This window comes from Massilia sp. UYP11 (assembly GCF_050434805.1).
GTDB lineage: Bacteria > Pseudomonadota > Gammaproteobacteria > Burkholderiales > Burkholderiaceae_D > Telluria.
In genome coordinates, this window is sequence record NZ_JBNDJE010000012.1 from 85,862 (window position 1) to 100,677 (window position 14,816).

Genomic DNA, 14,816 nt, shown 5'->3' on the forward strand with positions numbered 1-14,816 from the left:
CCATGAAACCCCGTCTCGGCCTGCACACCGTTGCCATTCTTGCCATCGTGGCGCTGAGCACGCTGGTGCTGGTCAAGCCCGAGCTGATCGGCGGCTCGGCGCAATCGACCGCGGTGGCGATCGGCGCCATCCCGGCCCTCGGCCACCACTGACGGAGAACCGCAAGCACATGGGCAAGCTGGAATACCTCGACGCGCTCAAGCGGGCCCTGATGGGCCTGCCGCCGGAGATCCAGGCCAAAACCCTGGCCTGGTACGAGCAGCGCTTCGTCGACGGCAGCGCCGCCGGCCGACCGGAACACGAGGTGGCCGCCGAGCTGGGCGAACCGCGCCAGGTCGCGCTGACCCTGCGCGCCAGCGCCCACTTGGCCGACCTCAAGGACACGGACAGGAAGCCGCCGACGAATGTCGCGCGCATGGCCGTTTCCAGCATCGGCCTGCTGATATTCAATCTGTTCATGCTGATCCCGGCCGCGGTCTTCGCTTCGCTGCTGATGTCGCTGTACCTGTCCGCCTTCGGCGTCTATGTCTCGGGCATCGCCGTGACCGCGAGCGGGTTGGCCGGCTCGAATGAACTGATCCTGAGCGCCCCGCTGACCCGCATGGTGACCGGCGACGACGGCGAGCCGGTCGAATCCCAGACCCGGGTCACGATCGGCGCCAACGGCATCCATGTGTTCGACGAGCCGGCGCCTGGCCTCGACGAGGACAACCCCGAGGCCCGCGCCGGGCGCGCCGAGCGCGACTCGCGCTTCATGCGCGGGGCCGAGGCGGTGGCCGAACGCAAGATCCAGATCACGACCGAGCTGGATCCCGGCTCGCGCACCACGCAAGTGGCGTTCGGCTGCGCGCTGATCCTGGGCGGCATCGCGCTGTTCCTGCTGTCGATCGTGCTCACCAAATACACGCTGCTGGGCATCCGCCGCTACGTGAACATGAACCTGTCGCTGCTGAGGGGATAAGGACACCATGCGCGCCCTGCTGAAAATCGGACTCGCCCTGCTGCTGCTGGCCGCCGTGCTGGTGGCGCTGAGCTACAGCATGCTGCGCGCTACCGGCACCACCACGGCCGCCGAGCGGCGCCAGGTGGCGCAAGTCACGCGCAGCGTGCCGTCCGGCGTCGAGATGGTCGAGCTCGACGGCCCGATCGACCTCAACCTGCGCTATGGCGCCACGCCGTCGCTCCAGGTCAGCGGCGAGCAGCGCATGCTCGGCAACGTCGAAGTCCAGGGCGACGGCAATGTGCTGCGCATCGGCATCCGCGGCATGGTGCTGCGCCACCGCGAACCGCTGGTGGTCGACCTGGTCTTGCCGGTCTTGACCTCGGTGCGGATCGACGGCAGCGGCGACAGCAGCATCAACGGCTTCTCGGGCGACGCGGTCGCCATCGAGCTCAACGGTTCTGGCAGCGTGCGCTTCAACGGGCGTTTCCGCACCGCCAGGGTGGGCCTGAGCGGCAGCGGCGACCTCGACGTGAACGGCGGCGCCGCCATGGACCGGGTCGAGACGCGCCTGATGGGATCGGGCCGCATCACCGTGGTCGGCACCGCGCGCGAACTCGACGCCAGTACCACCGGCTCGGGCCACCTCGACGCCGAGCACCTGCGCGCCGAGGAAGTGACGGTGAGCCAGAGCGGCTCGGGCGACAGCGCGGTGCAGGCGCGCGGCAAAGTAAAAGTGTCGCTCAGCGGCAGCGGCGACGTCTTGGTGTATGGCAATCCGGGCGAGCGCAGCGTCAGCCGGGCGGGGAGCGGGAGCGTCAGTTACCACGAGTGAGCGGCCGGACGGTTTCGAGGAAAAGCGAATTGAAATTCGGTATTCCATGAATACGCCGGGTTCGGTCAGCGCGTGGAGCTGCTGGCGAACTGACCCGAACCATCATCCATACCGGTCGCAACCGGTATTCCCGGCCCACGCCCGGCGACCCATCTCCCTCAGCAACCGCCCAGCTTCACCCGCTCCACTTCCAGCCCGAACAACGGACGCAGGCGGGTGCCGACCACGTTGCCGGCGAACGCGACCACCAGCCACAGCCAGCCATGCAGGCTGCCCGACACGATGCCGCTGAAATAGGCGCCGATATTGCAGCCGTAGGCCAGGCGCGCGCCGTAGCCGAGCAGCAGGCCGCCGACCACCGCCGCGATCAGCGAGCGCAGCGGCAGGCCCCACACCGGCGCGTAGCGGCCGGCCAGTGCCGCCGCCAGCATCGCGCCGAGCACGATGCCGATGTCCATCACCGAGGTCACGTCGTTCGAGATCGGCGCGGCCAGTGCGGCGGCGTTGGCGGCGCTCGACCAGTAGGTCCAGCTGGCGACGTCGATGCCGGCCAAGGCTGCCGCCTTGGCGCCCCACAGCGCGAACGCCGAGGTCACGCCCCACGGCCGGCCCGACAGCGCCAGCGTGGCAAAGTTGAGCACGACCAGCGCCAGCGCGCCGGCCACCAGCGGCCACGGACCGCGCAGCCAGCGCGCGCCACCGCCCGGCTGCGCTTGCTCCGTGACCAGCCGGCCATGGCGGCGCTTCTCGACCACGACGGTGATGGCCGCGATCAGGGCGAACACGAGCAGGTTCAGCGCCAGCGCCGGGACCAGGCCCAGTTCCTTCACCGCCGACAGCGGCGGCAGCTGCGGCATCGCGGTCCAGAACGGCATGTGGGCGGTGCCGATCAGCGAGCCGACGATGAAGAACAACAGCGTGACGATCATGCGCGTGCTGCCGCCGCCGACCGTGTACAGCGTGCCGGAGGCGCAACCGCCGCCCAGCTGCATGCCGATGCCGAAGATGAAGGCGCCGACGATGACGGACGTGCCGGCCGGCTGCACCAGCCCGGTGACCGGGTTGCCGAACAGCGTGCCGCCGGCCAGCGCCGGGAAGAACAGCACGACGCCGACCGCCAGCATCAGCATTTGCGCGCGCAGGCCGGCGCCGCGGCCGTCGGCGATGAACACGCGCCAGGCCGAGGTGAAACCAAACGCCGCGTGGTACAGGGCCACGCCGAGCAGCGCGCCGACCACGTAGAGCGCGGCCTGGCGCGGGCCGACGACCTGCGTCAGGTACCAGGCGCCCAGCACGATGAGCACGAGTGCGACACCGAAAGGTCGCAGGTTGATGGCGGCGCCGCGTGGGCCGGACAATGATGCGGAATTGGTCATGAGTATCGAAAAGGATGTCGAAAAGGTCAGGCGGAACCCGCTATTGTCCGATATCTTCGCGTTCCGTGCAGGCCGCCACCCGGTTTACAATGGCGCCCATGGCCGTCATCAATCCTCTCGAAGTCGAATTCAGCGCCATCCGGGCCCAGGGCCCGGGCGGCCAGAACGTCAACAAGGTCTCGTGCGCCGTGCATGCGCGGTTCGACATTGGCGCCTCGTCGCTGCCGCAGCACGTGAAGGAACGCCTGCTGGCATTGAACGATGGGCGCATCACGCAGGAAGGCGTGCTGGTACTCAAGGCGCAGCAGTCGCGCAGCCTGGAACAGAACAAGGAAGACGCCCTGCGCCGCCTGCAGGAAATGGTCGACAAGGCCGCGGTCGTGCCGGTGCTGCGCCGGCCGACCCGGCCGACGCGCGGGTCGCAGCTGCGGCGCCTGGACGCCAAGGCGCGCAGCAGCCAGATCAAGTCCCTGCGGGGCAAGGTCAGCGACTAGTTTTTTTATGAGCGAGGCGGCAGCGCCGCGAACCAATCCGCATAAGGGGTATTCGCCGCCATCCGCCGGTTGAAGTCCGGCGCGCCATCGGTCCACCACACCGGTCCCCGCTCTCCCAGCGCGCGCTTGGCCGCGTCGACCGCCCCGCGCGCGCTGCGCTCGGCATCGCTGTCGCGCGCCTTGAGCGCCGCGCCGACGTCGCGGCGCGCCCGCATGAGCCGGTCCACCAGATGCTGGCGCTCTTCCGGCGCGAGGTTGGGATTGCTGGCGCGCCACAGGCGGCCCGAGACGACGAAATACCGCCCGTCCGGCGTGGTGGGATGCTTGTCGGAAGAAGGCATGGCCGCACTATACCCAAAGGCGGCCTGCGCAGCCGTTCGCTTCGTGCCGACCGGTCAAGGCCGCATGCCGTAGCGGTCGATGAACCGCTTGACGCCGTCCGGGTTGGCCGCCAGCCAGGCGTCCAGCGCCGGCCGGTACGACTGGCGGAACATCAGCAGCAGGATCGCCGGCTCCAGTTGCCCATCCTTCGCCAGCGCCTGCATCTGCAGCAAGGCGGGGTCCGTCACGCCTTCGGCGCCGCGCGCCATGGCCTCTTCCATCGCCTTGAGCGCGGTGCGCCACGCGCCCAGTTCGATCTCGTACGGCGACTTGTCGCCGGCATCCTCGGATTGGCGCTGGTTGGATTCGCTGAAGCCGAGCAGGAGCCGCATTGCGTAGTTCGGGGTGTCGGCCTGCCCGGCGGCCGACTCGTCCATATGGACCGTGAACTTGCCGTTCGCCTCCTGCGTCACGCGCACGCCGCGCCGGAACGCCAGCGCCTTGAGCGGCAGGCCGGCGGCGGCGCGCAACCTGGCCAGCTTGCCCCAGCTCGGACGCTGCGAAGGATCGGCGGCGATCGACGCATACAAGGCCGATTCGGCCGGCCCGCGCTGGCCCTGCGCCAGCAGCGCGTCGGACAGGAAGCGCCACGCCTGCGCGTTCTTCGGCTCGATCTCGGTGGCGCGCCGGAACAGCGCCTCGGCGCGCGGCCAGTCGCCCTGCACGAAGTGGCAGTCCGCGGCGCCCACCCAGGCGCTCGACGCCCTGGGGTCGGCCTGCATCGCCTCTTCATACTTGCGCAGGGCTTCCTTCGGTTTGCGCTGCGCGAACAGGGCCGAGCCTTCGGCCAGGAGCCTCGATGCGCGTGGATTCGGCGTATGCAGGGGCGACGCGCCGTCGTCGTCCAGCATGCGCAAGACCTCGTGCGCGATCGGATCGTCGGCGGCCAACGCGGTCGCGCGCTCGGCCAGCGCGCGCGCCGTCTGGCGCACCTGCGCCGCCTTGTCCTGCGGGGCCACGCTGGAGAGCTTGAGCATCAGGCCGGCCTGCAGCGACAGCGGCAGCGAGGCGTTCGGATCGGCTTGCTGCGCGGCCTGGTACTTGTCCAGCGCTTCCTGGTATTTGCCCTGCCCCTCGAGCACGTGGGCCTCGCGCACCAGGGTGTGGCAAGGTTCGCCGCACTGCATCGCGGCCATCGCGGCCGGATGAAAGAATGCCAGCAGCGCGGCAACTGTCAAACTGCGCAAGAGTGTCATGGGGTGGCCGGGCGACAAAAACCCATCTTACCGCGCCGCCCGGCCCCCATTGCTCACCGAATGTCACGCGCCGGCGCGATTTCAGGCGCCGTGTTTTCCCATCATGCGTTCCCAGCCGTGACGCACCGCCGACTTCATCTTTTCCCAGGTCGAGACGCCGCCGTGGCGCGCTTCCCAGTCGGTACGCAGCTCGGGTTCGATCTCGTCCCATTGGCGGCCCGTGTACCTGCCGCTGCCCGCGATCTGCGATCCATACAGATAGGCCGGCGCATAGTCGTCGTACACGCCGCCGCTCGCGCCATAGGTCAGCCTGAAGTGCTCGCGATAGTAGCTGTCGTCGTCGCGCATGCCGGCGCCGGCATCGAGCCGCTCGACGTCCACCTCGGTGTGGCGTACCGTGTCGTCGATCTGCTGCTGGCGTTCGCTGACCTGCTTGCCGATCGAGACTTCCTCGGTGATGCGGGCGGATTTCTCGACCACGGCTTCCTCGGCGCTTTCGCGCATCTCGATCGTCTGCTCCCGGAACGCCGCCGCGTCGCTCGGGCTGATCGGCAGGTCCACCTTGCGCCGCTGGACGTCGACGTGTTCCTCGCGCAGATCGATGGTTTCGTGCACCGGGGTCTCGACGACGCGCGAGAAGATGCGCATGCCGCCGCGCTGGACTTCGCGCTTGCCGACCCGCAGCTGCTCTTCGACCACCGGAATGGTGGCGCTGGCAGTGCTGGCGGACATGTCGCGCTGCATCGACGCGCCGCTGGCCGCGCCCTGCGACTGGCCGGCCGCCGACTGGCTCGATGGCGCCGCGCCCGGCGTCGCCCCCTGCCGCGATCCGGCGCCCGTGCGCAGCACGCCGGCCGTACCGGCGCCGTCCGAGTGCTCGTCGATATCGACCGGCCCGAAGGCCTCTACCACGTCGGCGGCGCGCTCGACGTCGGGCAGCGAGTCGGCGCTGAGCGTCACCACGTGCTGGCCGCGCGCAAGCGCGCCTTCGTAGCGGCTCGCGTGGTGCCTGTGCTCGTCGCCGAACAGGTCCTGGAAGAAGTGCTTGACGCTGCTGCCGATGCCTTCAGGGGTGGCGGCATGGGCCTCGGACAGCCGCACGCTCGTGCGGCTGAAGCCGGAAGACAGCAGCTGGTCGTACGCGCTTTGTGCGTCGGTGCGGTTGTCGAAAACCGCGACTAGCGTATGGTGCATGATGTGCCTCCTTGGGTGATGACTTCAGGCACCCGCATCGCCGGCCTCGTCGAAACGCTCGACCTCGACCCGCTCCGCCTTGAGCGGGACGGTGTCGAGGTGACGCTCCTCGTGCCGGACCCGGGTGATGTGCAGTTCTTCCATGATGCGAACCTTGCGCTCGACCACCAGCACTTCCTCGAGCACGGGAATGACCAGGGTATCGCCCTCGTAGCGCTGGCCGGGCGCATCGGCGGCGCCGACGATGCGGTCGACCGGCACGCGCTGCACGCGCAGCTCGTCGCGCAGCAGGCGCTCGTCGATGGTGACGGGATGTTCGGTGACGGACTTGTGGATGCGCACGCCGCGGCCGGTGTCGACCATGCGGGTGCCGACCGCAAGCCGTTCCTCGACGACAGGAATGCGCAAGGGCTCCTGTTCGCTCGGCTCGATAGGCGTGCTGGACATGTTCCGCTCCCGGGCAAGGCTGCGAGAAGAACGATCCAGCCTACGCCAATCCCCGATTGGCATGCGCACCGTTGACGTTCGATTCCAGCGTGCCACGGCCTGGAAACAAGCGCATGGCTGCCTGGCCCGGTTGAGGACGTCGTGATCGACATCCTCCCGGAAAAAGTCCGCAGGCCTTCAGGCGCGGGGATGCTCCAGCCACGCCAGCGCATCGCGTCCGGCGGCGCGACCGCTAGCGAAGCAAGCGGTGAGCAGGTAGCCACCGGTCGGCGCTTCCCAATCGACCATCTCGCCCGCCACGAACGTGCCCGGCAGCGCGGCCAGCATGCTGGTGCCCACGGCCAACGCCTCGAAGCGCACGCCGCCGGCGCTGCTGATCGCCTCGTCGATCGGGCGCGCACGCACCAGCTTGAGCGGCAGGCGCTTGATGCCCGCGGCCAGGCGCGCGGGGTCGGCGTACGCTTCGCGCGACAGGCATTCGTGCAGCAGTGCCGCCTTGACGCCCTTGATGCCGAGCCGGCTTTGCAGGTGGCTGGACATCGAGCGCGAGCCGCGCGGGCGCGTCACTTCGTCGAATACCCGTGCGGCGTCGTGGTCGGGCGCCAGGTCGAGCCAGAGAGTGGCGCCACCACTGCGCGCGATCTCGTCGCGCAGCTGCGCCGACAGCGCATACACCAGGCTGCCCTCGACGCCGCCCGCGGTGATGACGAACTGGCCCTTGCGCCAGGCGACTGCGCCATCCTGGCCCTGGCAACCGGCGGCCACCGTGAGCAGGGGCGCGCCGGCATGACGGCTGCTGAAAAATTCGCTCCAGCCGACGTCGAAACCGCAGTTGGCCGGCGCCAGCGGGGCCAGCGCCACCCCGCGTTCGGCCAGCAGCGGCTGCCAGGCGCCGTCCGAGCCGAGCCGCGCCCAGCTGGCGCCGCCCAGCGCCAGGATCGTGGCGTCGGCCGCGACCAGTCGCTCGCCGTCCGGCGTGGCCAGGCGCAGCCGGCCGTCCTGCCAGCCCAGCCAGCGATGGCGCATGTGAAAGCGCACCCCGGACTCACGCAGGCGGTGCAGCCAGGCGCGCAGCAGCGGCGCCGCCTTCATCTCGCGCGGGAACACCCGGCCCGAGGTGCCGACGAAGGTCTCGATGCCGAGGTCGTGGATCCAGGCGCGCACGGCGTCGGCGTCGAACCCGTCCAGCCAGCGCGCCACCTCGTCCTGCCGCGCGCCATAGCGCCGCACGAAATCGGGAGCGGGTTCGGAATGGGTGATGTTCATGCCGCCCTTGCCTGCCAGCAGGAACTTGCGGCCCACGCTGGCCATCGCATCGTAGACGTCGACCTGCACGCCGCCTTGCGCCAGCACCTCGGCCGCCATCAACCCGGCGGGGCCGCCGCCGATCACGGCGACACGCTTGGAAGAAAGGGAAGAGTCGATCATGACGGCGCGGGGTACGGAAACAGGGACCAGCATTGTAGTCGAGTTCGGGCAGCCGGAGAGGACGTCGAAGGGGATGTCGAAGATGTCAAACAGGATGTAAAGGGTGCTTGACATGGCGCTACTGCAGTCCTACGATGTCAAGCATCCTTTACTACACGGGGCCGGACGATGAACGCGGATACGCATGAAAAACGGGTCGGCAAGGCCTACCTGCGCGAACTGGGCATCGCCTTCGCGGTGTACGCGGCCCTGCTGGTCGCGTCGATCCTCTACGGCCGGCCGATGGCGCAAGGCGTGGCGCGCACCGTGATCCTGCTGTCGCCGATGCTGGGATTTTGCCTGATGCTGTGGGCCATCGCGCGCCACCTGAACCGGGTCGACGAATACCTGCGCCGCTACCTGCTCGAATCGTTCGCGCTGGCCGCCGCGCTCACCGCCGGGCTCACCTTCAGCTACGGCTTCCTCGAGACCGCCGGCTATCCGCGTCTGTCGATGTTCGCGGTCTGGATGGTGCTCGGGGCGACCACCGCCCTGGTCTGCACGGTGCGGGCGCTGCGCCGGCGATGAAGAACCGCATCCGTCTACTACGCGCCGAACACGGCTGGAGCCAGGCCGACCTCGCCGAGCGCCTGGATGTCTCGCGCCAGAGCATCAACGCGATCGAGACCGGGCGCTACGACCCCAGCCTGCCGCTCGCCTTCGCCATTTCTCGGTTGTTCGGCCTGCCGGTCGAAGCCATCTTTTCACCCGATCAGGAGACCGCATGAGAAAAGCATCCCTGCTGTTCGCACTGGCCGCACTGGCTGCCGGCGCTGCCACCATCGCCCAAGCTCAGGCCCAGGCCCAGGCGCCGGCATCCCGCCCGGCGCCAGCCGGCGCCAACCGGTTCGCCGCCACCATCGAACCGGCCGAGCGCTTCGAGTCGGGCAGCCTGCTGGTCGAGCGCCACGGCAGCCGCGGCCGGCCCGTGATCCTGGTCCCCGGCCTGGCCAGCGGCCCGTGGGTGTGGCAGGAAACGATCCGCCAGCTCAAGGACGAGTTCACGCTGTACGTGGTCACCCTGCCCGGCTTCGATGGTCGCCCGGCGCCGGCCGCAACGCCTGGCTGGGCGCCGTTCGACGGCGCGCGCGCCGCCCTGCGCGGCCTGATCGCCGAGCGCAAGCTCGACCAGCCGGTCATCGTCGGCCACAGCCTGGGCGGCACGCTGGCCTATGCCGTGGCCCAGGACCTCGGCAAGGGTGTCGGCGGCGTGGTGGCGCTGGACGGCCTGCCGGTCTTTCCGGGCACCGAGAACATGCCGCCGCAGCAGCGCCCGCAAGCCGCGATCAACGTGCGCCAGCGGATGGCGGCCAGCCGGCCGGACGCCTACGCCGCCGAGCAGCGCCAGTACATGCGCGGCCAAGGGGTGCTCGACATCGGCAAGGCCGACGACATCACGCCGCTGCTGCTGCGCAGCGACCGCGAGGCGGTCGGCGCCTACGTGGCCGACCTGCTGGCGCTCGACCTGCGCCCCGGCCTGTCGCGGATCAGCGCCCCGGTGCTGGTCGTGGCGCCGTTTTACCAGTACGATGCGGCTCAGGATGCGCTGACGGTGAACGACAAGGTCGAGCATTACCGGATGCTGGTCGAAGGGATTGCCTCGGTCGAGGTGGTGCCGATCGCGCCCTCGCGCCACTTCCTGATGATCGACCAGCCGCTGGCGCTGGCCGGCATCCTGCGCCGTTTTCTCGACCGCCGTTGAAAGGAATCCGTCTCATGCGTCCTGCATCCCGTCCCGCCGTCCGTCCCGTTTTTCATTGGATCGGCCAGTACCTGCTGGCCGCCGGCACCATGTTCCTGCTGCTGTGCGCGATCGACCTGATGCGCGGCGACAGCCTGGCCGAGACCTGGGGTCCGACCCTGTTGTGGTCGCTTGCCGCGGCCGCCATCTTCGTTGCCGCGCGCTGGCGCTCGGCCAGCCAGGCTGTTACCGACAAGTCGCGCTGACGCGCGCATTCTCCAGGATGGATCAAGGCCGGCTCCAGCGGCCGGCGCGATACTGCCGCGTTGGCGCCGGTGTGCTTTTAGGGCACCTCGAAAAACCTGCTGCGCGTTGCATTTTCGGTCTGCGATGCTCGCTGTACGCTCGTACAGCTGCGCTTCTCGACCGAAACTGCTGCCGCTCGCGACGGGTTTTCGAGGTGCCCTTTACCCACCCGCCTTTGTCATAGCTGCAATATTCCGCTTGACATGCTGTGCAGCAGGAATATTCTTGTACACGCCAAGGTGAACGATGGCGCCCGCTCGACGAGGTCAGCCACGATTCACCCGGCAGTCCGTTAAAACATCTTGGAGGATGTATATGTCGGTAATCAACCGGTCGCATGCGACCCGCAGGGCAATACTGGGCGCAATCGCGACCAGTCCGCTATGGATGCAGTCGGCCTGGGCCCAGTCAGGCAATCTCAGGATCTCGCACCAATTCCCCGGCGGCGGCATCGCCCAGGGCGATTTTCGCGACCGCCTGTGCCGCATGTTCGCGGCCGAGGTCGAAAAACGCACGCGCGGCGCCCTGAAGTTCTCGATCCACCCGGAGTCGAGCCTGATGCAGCCGAACGCCCAGTTCGGCGCGCTGCGCAGCGGCTCGCTCGACATGGCCCTGGTGCCGCTGTCGTACGCGGGCGGCGAGGCGCCGGAAGCGAATATCGGGCTGATGCCGGCGCTGGTCACGTCCTATGAACAGGGCTATGGCTGGAAGGACGCCCCGGTCGGGCGCGAGCTGGCGCGCATCCTGGGCGAACAGGGCCTGGTGATCGTCAGCTGGATCTGGCAGGCCGGCGGGGTCGCCTCGCGCGGCAATCCGATCGTCATGCCCGAGGACGTGCGCGGCCTGAAGGTGCGCGGCGGCTCGCGCGAGATGGACATGCTGCTGCAGGACGCCGGCGCGACCGTCGTCACCCTGCCGTCCAACGAGATCCAGGGCGCCATGCGCAGCGGCGCGCTCGACGCGGCCCTGACCTCGTCGACGTCTCTCATTTCCTTCCGCCTGCAGGAGACGGCGCGCTCGCTGACCACGGCGCGCGGCGGCTCGTACTGGTTCATGTTCGAGCCGCTCCTGATGTCGCGCACCGTGTTCGAGCGCATGCCCAAGGCGCAGCAGGACGCCATCCTCAAGGTCGGCGCCGACCTGGAGGGGTTTGCGCTGAAGATGGCGCGCAACGACGATGCGGCGGTGGTGTCGGTCTATCGCGGCGTCGGCGCGCGCGTGGTCGACCTCACGCCGGAAGCCCTGCGCGGCTGGCAGTCGGTGGCGCGCAACACGGCGTGGAAGGATTTCGCGGCGCGTAACAGCAATTGCGCGAAATTGATGGCGTTGGCGGAGCAGTCGATCGCGGCCTTGTGATTCATCGCCGCGATCCGGGCGTCGGTTGAACGCGTGGCGGCTACGCCACCGACGCGTTCGACCGGCTCATCCGGCTCAACCGCCGGTCACCGGCGGGAAAAACGCCACTTCGGCGCCGTCGACGAGCGGCGTATCGCCGCCGCACATGACCTGGTTGCACGCCATGCGCACCGCACGTTCCGGCGCCAGGGCCTCGGCCCACACGCCGCCGCGTGCCTGCAGCAGCGCGCGCACGCCGCCCACCGTCGCGACGTCCGGCGGCAGGTCCAATGGCTCCTGCGCGGTCCCCACCGCTTCGCGCAGCGCGGCGAAGTACTTCACATTGATCTTCATGTCTTTCCTAATGCTGTAGTTCGGCGAACGGGATGAAGCGCACCGGGTCGCCCGCGGCGATGCGGTTGCCCGCCGGGTTGTCGACCAGGCCGTCGCCCCACACCGTCGAGGTGAGCACCCCCGAGCTCTGGTTCGGGAACAGGTCCAGCCCCCCGGCCGCATTCAGGCGCGCGCGCAGGAATTCGTTGCGGCGGTCACCCTTCGGCAGGTCGAAGTCGGCGCGCACGGTATAGCCCTGCGGCTCGACCCGGCCCGTCACGCCCTGCAGACGCAGCAGGAAGGGACGCACGAACAGCAGGAAGGTGACGAAGCTCGACACCGGATTGCCGGGCAACCCCAGGAAGTGCGCAGCGCCGGCGTCAGCATCGGCGTCAACATCGCGGCGCACCTCGCCGAACGCCAGTGGTTTACCCGGCTTGACGGCGATCTGCCACATCGACAGGCGCCCTTGCGCTTGCACGGCGGGCTTGATGTGGTCTTCCTCGCCGACCGAGACGCCGCCCGAGGTGATGATCAGGTCGTGCTCGCGCGCCGCGGCACGCAAGGTGGCGCGGGTGGCCTCCAGCGAGTCGGGCACGATGCCGAAGTCCTCGACGTCGCAGCCGAGATTTTCCAGCAGGCCGCGCAGCGTAAACCGGTTCGAATTGTAGATGGCACCGGGCTTGAGCGCCTCGGGCGGCACGTCGCCCGGCATGGTCAGCTCGTCGCCGGTGAAGAACACGGCCACGCGCAGGCGCCGCCGCACCGGCAAGCTGGCCAGGCCAACGGACGCGGCCAGTCCCAGCTCCTGACTGCGCAGGCGGGCGCCCGCCGCCAGGATCACCGCGCCGGCGCCGATGTCCTCGCCCTTGCGCCGGATCCACTCGCCGGCGCGCGGCGCATGGTGGATGGTGACGCTGTCGCCGACCGCCTCGGCCTGCTCCTGCATCACGACCGCATCGGCGCCCGGGGGGATCAGGGCGCCGGTGAAGATGCGCGCCGCCGTGCCGGGTTCCAGTGCATGGCCCACGCTGCCGGCGGGGATGCGCTGGCTGACCTTCAGGGTGGCGGCCCCGCTCGCGCAATCCGCGGCGCGCACGGCGTAGCCGTCCATCTGCGTATTGTCGGCCGACGGCACGTCGATCGTCGCCAGCTGGTCCGCGGCCAGCACGCGGCCGTTGGCCTCGAGGGTCGGGACGGTCTCGACCTGCTCCACTGGCCGCGCCGCCGCCAGCAGCAGGTCGAGCGCTTCGCGCACCGACAGCATCGGGGCTTTCTGTACCGGTGCGCTCATCAAATCCCCGTGTGTTCGGCGATATAGGCCTTCATGCGGCCGACGTCGGCCGGCATGACCACGAAGCGCTGCGGCAGCGACTCGATGTCCTCGAAGCCGGCGGGACGCTCGGCGTCCTGGCCCAGCGCTTCCAGGATGGTCTCGTTGAACTTGGCCGCCAGCGCGGTTTCGAGCACGATCATCGGCACGCCCGGCCGCATGTGCTCGCGCGCCACCTTGATGCCGTCGGCGGTATGGGTGTCGATCGTGATGCCGTAGTCGTCGGCGACGTCGCGGATCGTGGCCACGCGATCGAGATGGGTCGAGCGGCCGGAGCCGAAGCCGAACTTCGCCACGTCCTTGAATTCGTCGCCATCGCTGCCCGGCGCGCCGGACAGGTCGAAGCCGCCATGGGTGTCGATCTTGCGGAACAGCGCATGCGTGCGCTCGGGGTCGCGCCCCACCAGTTCATACACGAAGCGCTCGAAGTTCGAGGCCTTCGAGATGTCCATCGACGGGCTGCTGGTGTGGAAGGTCTCGGAAGGCTTCCTCACCCGGTAGACGCCGGTACGGAAGAATTCGTCCAGCACGTCGTTCTCGTTGGTGGCGGCCACCAGCTTGTCGATCGGCAGGCCCATCATGCGGGCGATGTGGCCGGCGCAGATATTGCCGAAGTTCCCCGACGGGACCGTGAACGACACCTGCTGGTCGTTGCTGGTGGTGGCCGCCAGGTAGCCGCGGAAGTAATACACGACCTGGGCCACGACGCGCGCCCAGTTGATCGAATTGACGGTGCCGATCTTCTGGCGCACCTTGAATTCGAGGTCGTTCGAGACCGCCTTGACCAGGTCCTGGCAATCGTCGAACACGCCCTCGACGGCGATGTTGAAGATGTTCGGGTCCTGCAGGCTGAACATCTGGGCGGTCTGGAAGGCGCTCATCTTCTTGTGCGGCGACAGCATGAACACGCGCACGCCGCGTTTGCCGCGCATCGCGTACTCGGCGGCGCTGCCGGTGTCGCCCGAGGTGGCGCCGAAGATGTTCAGTTCGTCGTCGTTCTTGGCCAGCGCGTACTCGAACAGATTGCCCAGCAACTGCATCGCCATGTCCTTGAAGGCCAGGGTCGGGCCGTTCGACAGCGCCTGCAGCACCAGCTTGCCCCGCGCGCCGTCTTCCAGCACGCGCAGCGGGGTGATGTCCGCGCGCGATTCGTCGGCGCGGGCGTTGCGGTAGACCTCCGGCCTGTAGGTGCGCGCGGTCAGGGCCTTCAGGTCGGCGTCCGGGATGTCGGTGGCGAACTTGCGCAGGATTTCATAGGCCAGCTCGGCGTACGAGAGCTTGCGCCATGCATCGAGCTCGGCGCCGCTCACCTGCGGGTAGTCGGCCGGCAGATAGAGGCCGCCGTCCGGGGCCAGGCCGCCGAGCAGGATATCGGAGAATTGCTGGGGATTGCGTGCTGCGGACGCGCTCGTCGCGCGGGTGGACACATAATGCATACAGTTTGAAGATCCGGTTGGCTCACATTGAAACTTTATTATAGTGGGAGCGAGCGAAATTG

At 68.8% G+C, this 14,816-nt stretch carries 18 protein-coding genes; 9 read left to right on the forward strand and 9 right to left on the reverse strand.

Going from position 1 to position 14,816, the window contains the following annotated elements; genetic code table 11:
* Positions 1–2: 2 nt before the first annotated feature.
* The 3 genes from ABIB38_RS16420 to ABIB38_RS16430 are packed head-to-tail and all read left to right on the forward strand — an operon-like array spanning position 3 to position 1,775.
* The gene (locus ABIB38_RS16420) at positions 3–152 is read left to right on the forward strand and encodes a hypothetical protein (RefSeq protein ID WP_429205409.1); all 150 of its coding nucleotides are present in this window, start codon (positions 3–5) and stop codon (positions 150–152) included.
* 17 nt (positions 153–169) lie between these two features.
* Positions 170–961, forward strand: a complete 792-nt coding sequence (locus ABIB38_RS16425) for a DUF1700 domain-containing protein (protein ID WP_429205411.1) — start codon at positions 170–172, stop codon at positions 959–961.
* A gap of 7 nt (positions 962–968) precedes the next feature.
* On the forward strand, positions 969–1,775 hold the full coding sequence (locus ABIB38_RS16430; RefSeq protein ID WP_429205413.1) for a GIN domain-containing protein: 807 nt from the start codon (positions 969–971) through the stop codon (positions 1,773–1,775).
* Between the two features lie 158 nt (positions 1,776–1,933).
* Here ABIB38_RS16430 and ABIB38_RS16435 read toward each other — a convergent pair whose 3' ends face one another.
* On the reverse strand, positions 1,934–3,151 hold the full coding sequence (locus ABIB38_RS16435) for a YeeE/YedE family protein (RefSeq protein WP_429205414.1): 1,218 nt from the start codon (positions 3,149–3,151) through the stop codon (positions 1,934–1,936).
* 98 nt (positions 3,152–3,249) lie between these two features.
* On the opposite strand from ABIB38_RS16435, the gene arfB reads away from it, so the two are divergent.
* Positions 3,250–3,645, forward strand: a complete 396-nt coding sequence (gene arfB, locus ABIB38_RS16440; RefSeq protein WP_429205416.1) for an alternative ribosome rescue aminoacyl-tRNA hydrolase ArfB — start codon at positions 3,250–3,252, stop codon at positions 3,643–3,645.
* Positions 3,646–3,650: 5 nt separating this feature from the next.
* Here arfB and ABIB38_RS16445 read toward each other — a convergent pair whose 3' ends face one another.
* The 5 genes from ABIB38_RS16445 to ABIB38_RS16465 all read right to left on the reverse strand — a co-directional run bounded on the left by ABIB38_RS16445 (position 3,651) and on the right by ABIB38_RS16465 (position 8,291).
* On the reverse strand, positions 3,651–3,986 hold the full coding sequence (locus ABIB38_RS16445; protein ID WP_429205418.1) for a hypothetical protein: 336 nt from the start codon (positions 3,984–3,986) through the stop codon (positions 3,651–3,653).
* Between the two features lie 54 nt (positions 3,987–4,040).
* On the reverse strand, positions 4,041–5,222 hold the full coding sequence (locus ABIB38_RS16450; protein WP_429205419.1) for a tetratricopeptide repeat protein: 1,182 nt from the start codon (positions 5,220–5,222) through the stop codon (positions 4,041–4,043).
* Between the two features lie 81 nt (positions 5,223–5,303).
* Positions 5,304–6,416, reverse strand: a complete 1,113-nt coding sequence (locus ABIB38_RS16455; protein WP_429205421.1) for a YsnF/AvaK domain-containing protein — start codon at positions 6,414–6,416, stop codon at positions 5,304–5,306.
* Between the two features lie 24 nt (positions 6,417–6,440).
* On the reverse strand, positions 6,441–6,863 hold the full coding sequence (locus tag ABIB38_RS16460) for a YsnF/AvaK domain-containing protein (RefSeq protein ID WP_429205423.1): 423 nt from the start codon (positions 6,861–6,863) through the stop codon (positions 6,441–6,443).
* Between the two features lie 177 nt (positions 6,864–7,040).
* A complete protein-coding gene (locus ABIB38_RS16465; protein ID WP_429205502.1) occupies positions 7,041–8,291 on the reverse strand; it encodes a TIGR03862 family flavoprotein in 1,251 nt (416 codons plus the stop codon).
* A gap of 168 nt (positions 8,292–8,459) precedes the next feature.
* Here ABIB38_RS16465 and ABIB38_RS16470 point away from each other — a divergent pair, with 168 nt between their 5' ends.
* From ABIB38_RS16470 to dctP, 5 genes are all read left to right on the forward strand, one after another.
* A complete protein-coding gene (locus tag ABIB38_RS16470) occupies positions 8,460–8,858 on the forward strand; it encodes a hypothetical protein (RefSeq protein WP_429205425.1) in 399 nt (132 codons plus the stop codon).
* On the forward strand, positions 8,855–9,058 hold the full coding sequence (locus tag ABIB38_RS16475; RefSeq protein WP_429205426.1) for a helix-turn-helix transcriptional regulator: 204 nt from the start codon (positions 8,855–8,857) through the stop codon (positions 9,056–9,058). The genes ABIB38_RS16470 and ABIB38_RS16475 overlap by 4 nt, the downstream gene beginning before the upstream one ends.
* Complete coding sequence (locus ABIB38_RS16480; RefSeq protein WP_429205428.1) at positions 9,055–10,032, forward strand: alpha/beta fold hydrolase; 978 nt, start codon at positions 9,055–9,057, stop codon at positions 10,030–10,032. Before ABIB38_RS16475 ends, ABIB38_RS16480 begins: the two co-directional genes overlap by 4 nt.
* 14 nt (positions 10,033–10,046) lie before the next feature.
* Entirely contained in the window at positions 10,047–10,277 is a 231-nt protein-coding gene (locus tag ABIB38_RS16485) for a hypothetical protein (RefSeq protein WP_429205430.1), read from the forward strand.
* A 355-nt stretch (positions 10,278–10,632) separates the two neighbouring features.
* Positions 10,633–11,673, forward strand: coding sequence for a TRAP transporter substrate-binding protein DctP (gene dctP / locus ABIB38_RS16490; RefSeq protein WP_429205432.1), 1,041 nt, complete (start codon positions 10,633–10,635; stop codon positions 11,671–11,673).
* Positions 11,674–11,748: 75 nt separating this feature from the next.
* Here dctP and moaD read toward each other — a convergent pair whose 3' ends face one another.
* The 3 genes from moaD to thrC are packed head-to-tail and all read right to left on the reverse strand — an operon-like array spanning position 11,749 to position 14,754.
* On the reverse strand, positions 11,749–12,006 hold the full coding sequence (gene moaD, locus ABIB38_RS16495; RefSeq protein WP_429205434.1) for a molybdopterin converting factor subunit 1: 258 nt from the start codon (positions 12,004–12,006) through the stop codon (positions 11,749–11,751).
* 7 nt (positions 12,007–12,013) lie between these two features.
* Positions 12,014–13,279, reverse strand: a complete 1,266-nt coding sequence (locus ABIB38_RS16500; RefSeq protein ID WP_429205436.1) for a molybdopterin molybdotransferase MoeA — start codon at positions 13,277–13,279, stop codon at positions 12,014–12,016.
* A complete protein-coding gene (gene thrC / locus ABIB38_RS16505) occupies positions 13,279–14,754 on the reverse strand; it encodes a threonine synthase (RefSeq protein ID WP_429205437.1) in 1,476 nt (491 codons plus the stop codon). Before thrC ends, ABIB38_RS16500 begins: the two co-directional genes overlap by 1 nt.
* Between the last annotated feature and the right edge of the window lie 62 nt (positions 14,755–14,816).

What these genes read in the sequence shown, in the direction of transcription:
- ABIB38_RS16460 (WP_429205423.1), bottom strand. Translation starts at nt 6,863, where the DNA reads ATGTCCAGCACGCCTATCGAGCCGAGCGAACAGGAGCCCTTGCGCATT.
- ABIB38_RS16475 (WP_429205426.1), top strand. Translation starts at nt 8,855, where the DNA reads ATGAAGAACCGCATCCGTCTACTACGCGCCGAACACGGCTGGAGCCAG.
- ABIB38_RS16450 (WP_429205419.1), bottom strand. Translation starts at nt 5,222, where the DNA reads ATGACACTCTTGCGCAGTTTGACAGTTGCCGCGCTGCTGGCATTCTTT.
- ABIB38_RS16480 (WP_429205428.1), top strand. Translation starts at nt 9,055, where the DNA reads ATGAGAAAAGCATCCCTGCTGTTCGCACTGGCCGCACTGGCTGCCGGC.
- ABIB38_RS16465 (WP_429205502.1), bottom strand. Translation starts at nt 8,291, where the DNA reads ATGATCGACTCTTCCCTTTCTTCCAAGCGTGTCGCCGTGATCGGCGGC.
- ABIB38_RS16430 (WP_429205413.1), top strand. Translation starts at nt 969, where the DNA reads ATGCGCGCCCTGCTGAAAATCGGACTCGCCCTGCTGCTGCTGGCCGCC.
- ABIB38_RS16485 (WP_429205430.1), top strand. Translation starts at nt 10,047, where the DNA reads ATGCGTCCTGCATCCCGTCCCGCCGTCCGTCCCGTTTTTCATTGGATC.
- ABIB38_RS16500 (WP_429205436.1), bottom strand. Translation starts at nt 13,279, where the DNA reads ATGAGCGCACCGGTACAGAAAGCCCCGATGCTGTCGGTGCGCGAAGCG.
- ABIB38_RS16420 (WP_429205409.1), top strand. Translation starts at nt 3, where the DNA reads ATGAAACCCCGTCTCGGCCTGCACACCGTTGCCATTCTTGCCATCGTG.
- ABIB38_RS16425 (WP_429205411.1), top strand. Translation starts at nt 170, where the DNA reads ATGGGCAAGCTGGAATACCTCGACGCGCTCAAGCGGGCCCTGATGGGC.
- ABIB38_RS16455 (WP_429205421.1), bottom strand. Translation starts at nt 6,416, where the DNA reads ATGCACCATACGCTAGTCGCGGTTTTCGACAACCGCACCGACGCACAA.
- ABIB38_RS16445 (WP_429205418.1), bottom strand. Translation starts at nt 3,986, where the DNA reads ATGCCTTCTTCCGACAAGCATCCCACCACGCCGGACGGGCGGTATTTC.
- arfB (WP_429205416.1), top strand. Translation starts at nt 3,250, where the DNA reads ATGGCCGTCATCAATCCTCTCGAAGTCGAATTCAGCGCCATCCGGGCC.
- moaD (WP_429205434.1), bottom strand. Translation starts at nt 12,006, where the DNA reads ATGAAGATCAATGTGAAGTACTTCGCCGCGCTGCGCGAAGCGGTGGGG.
- ABIB38_RS16470 (WP_429205425.1), top strand. Translation starts at nt 8,460, where the DNA reads ATGAACGCGGATACGCATGAAAAACGGGTCGGCAAGGCCTACCTGCGC.
- dctP (WP_429205432.1), top strand. Translation starts at nt 10,633, where the DNA reads ATGTCGGTAATCAACCGGTCGCATGCGACCCGCAGGGCAATACTGGGC.
- ABIB38_RS16435 (WP_429205414.1), bottom strand. Translation starts at nt 3,151, where the DNA reads ATGACCAATTCCGCATCATTGTCCGGCCCACGCGGCGCCGCCATCAAC.
- thrC (WP_429205437.1), bottom strand. Translation starts at nt 14,754, where the DNA reads ATGCATTATGTGTCCACCCGCGCGACGAGCGCGTCCGCAGCACGCAAT.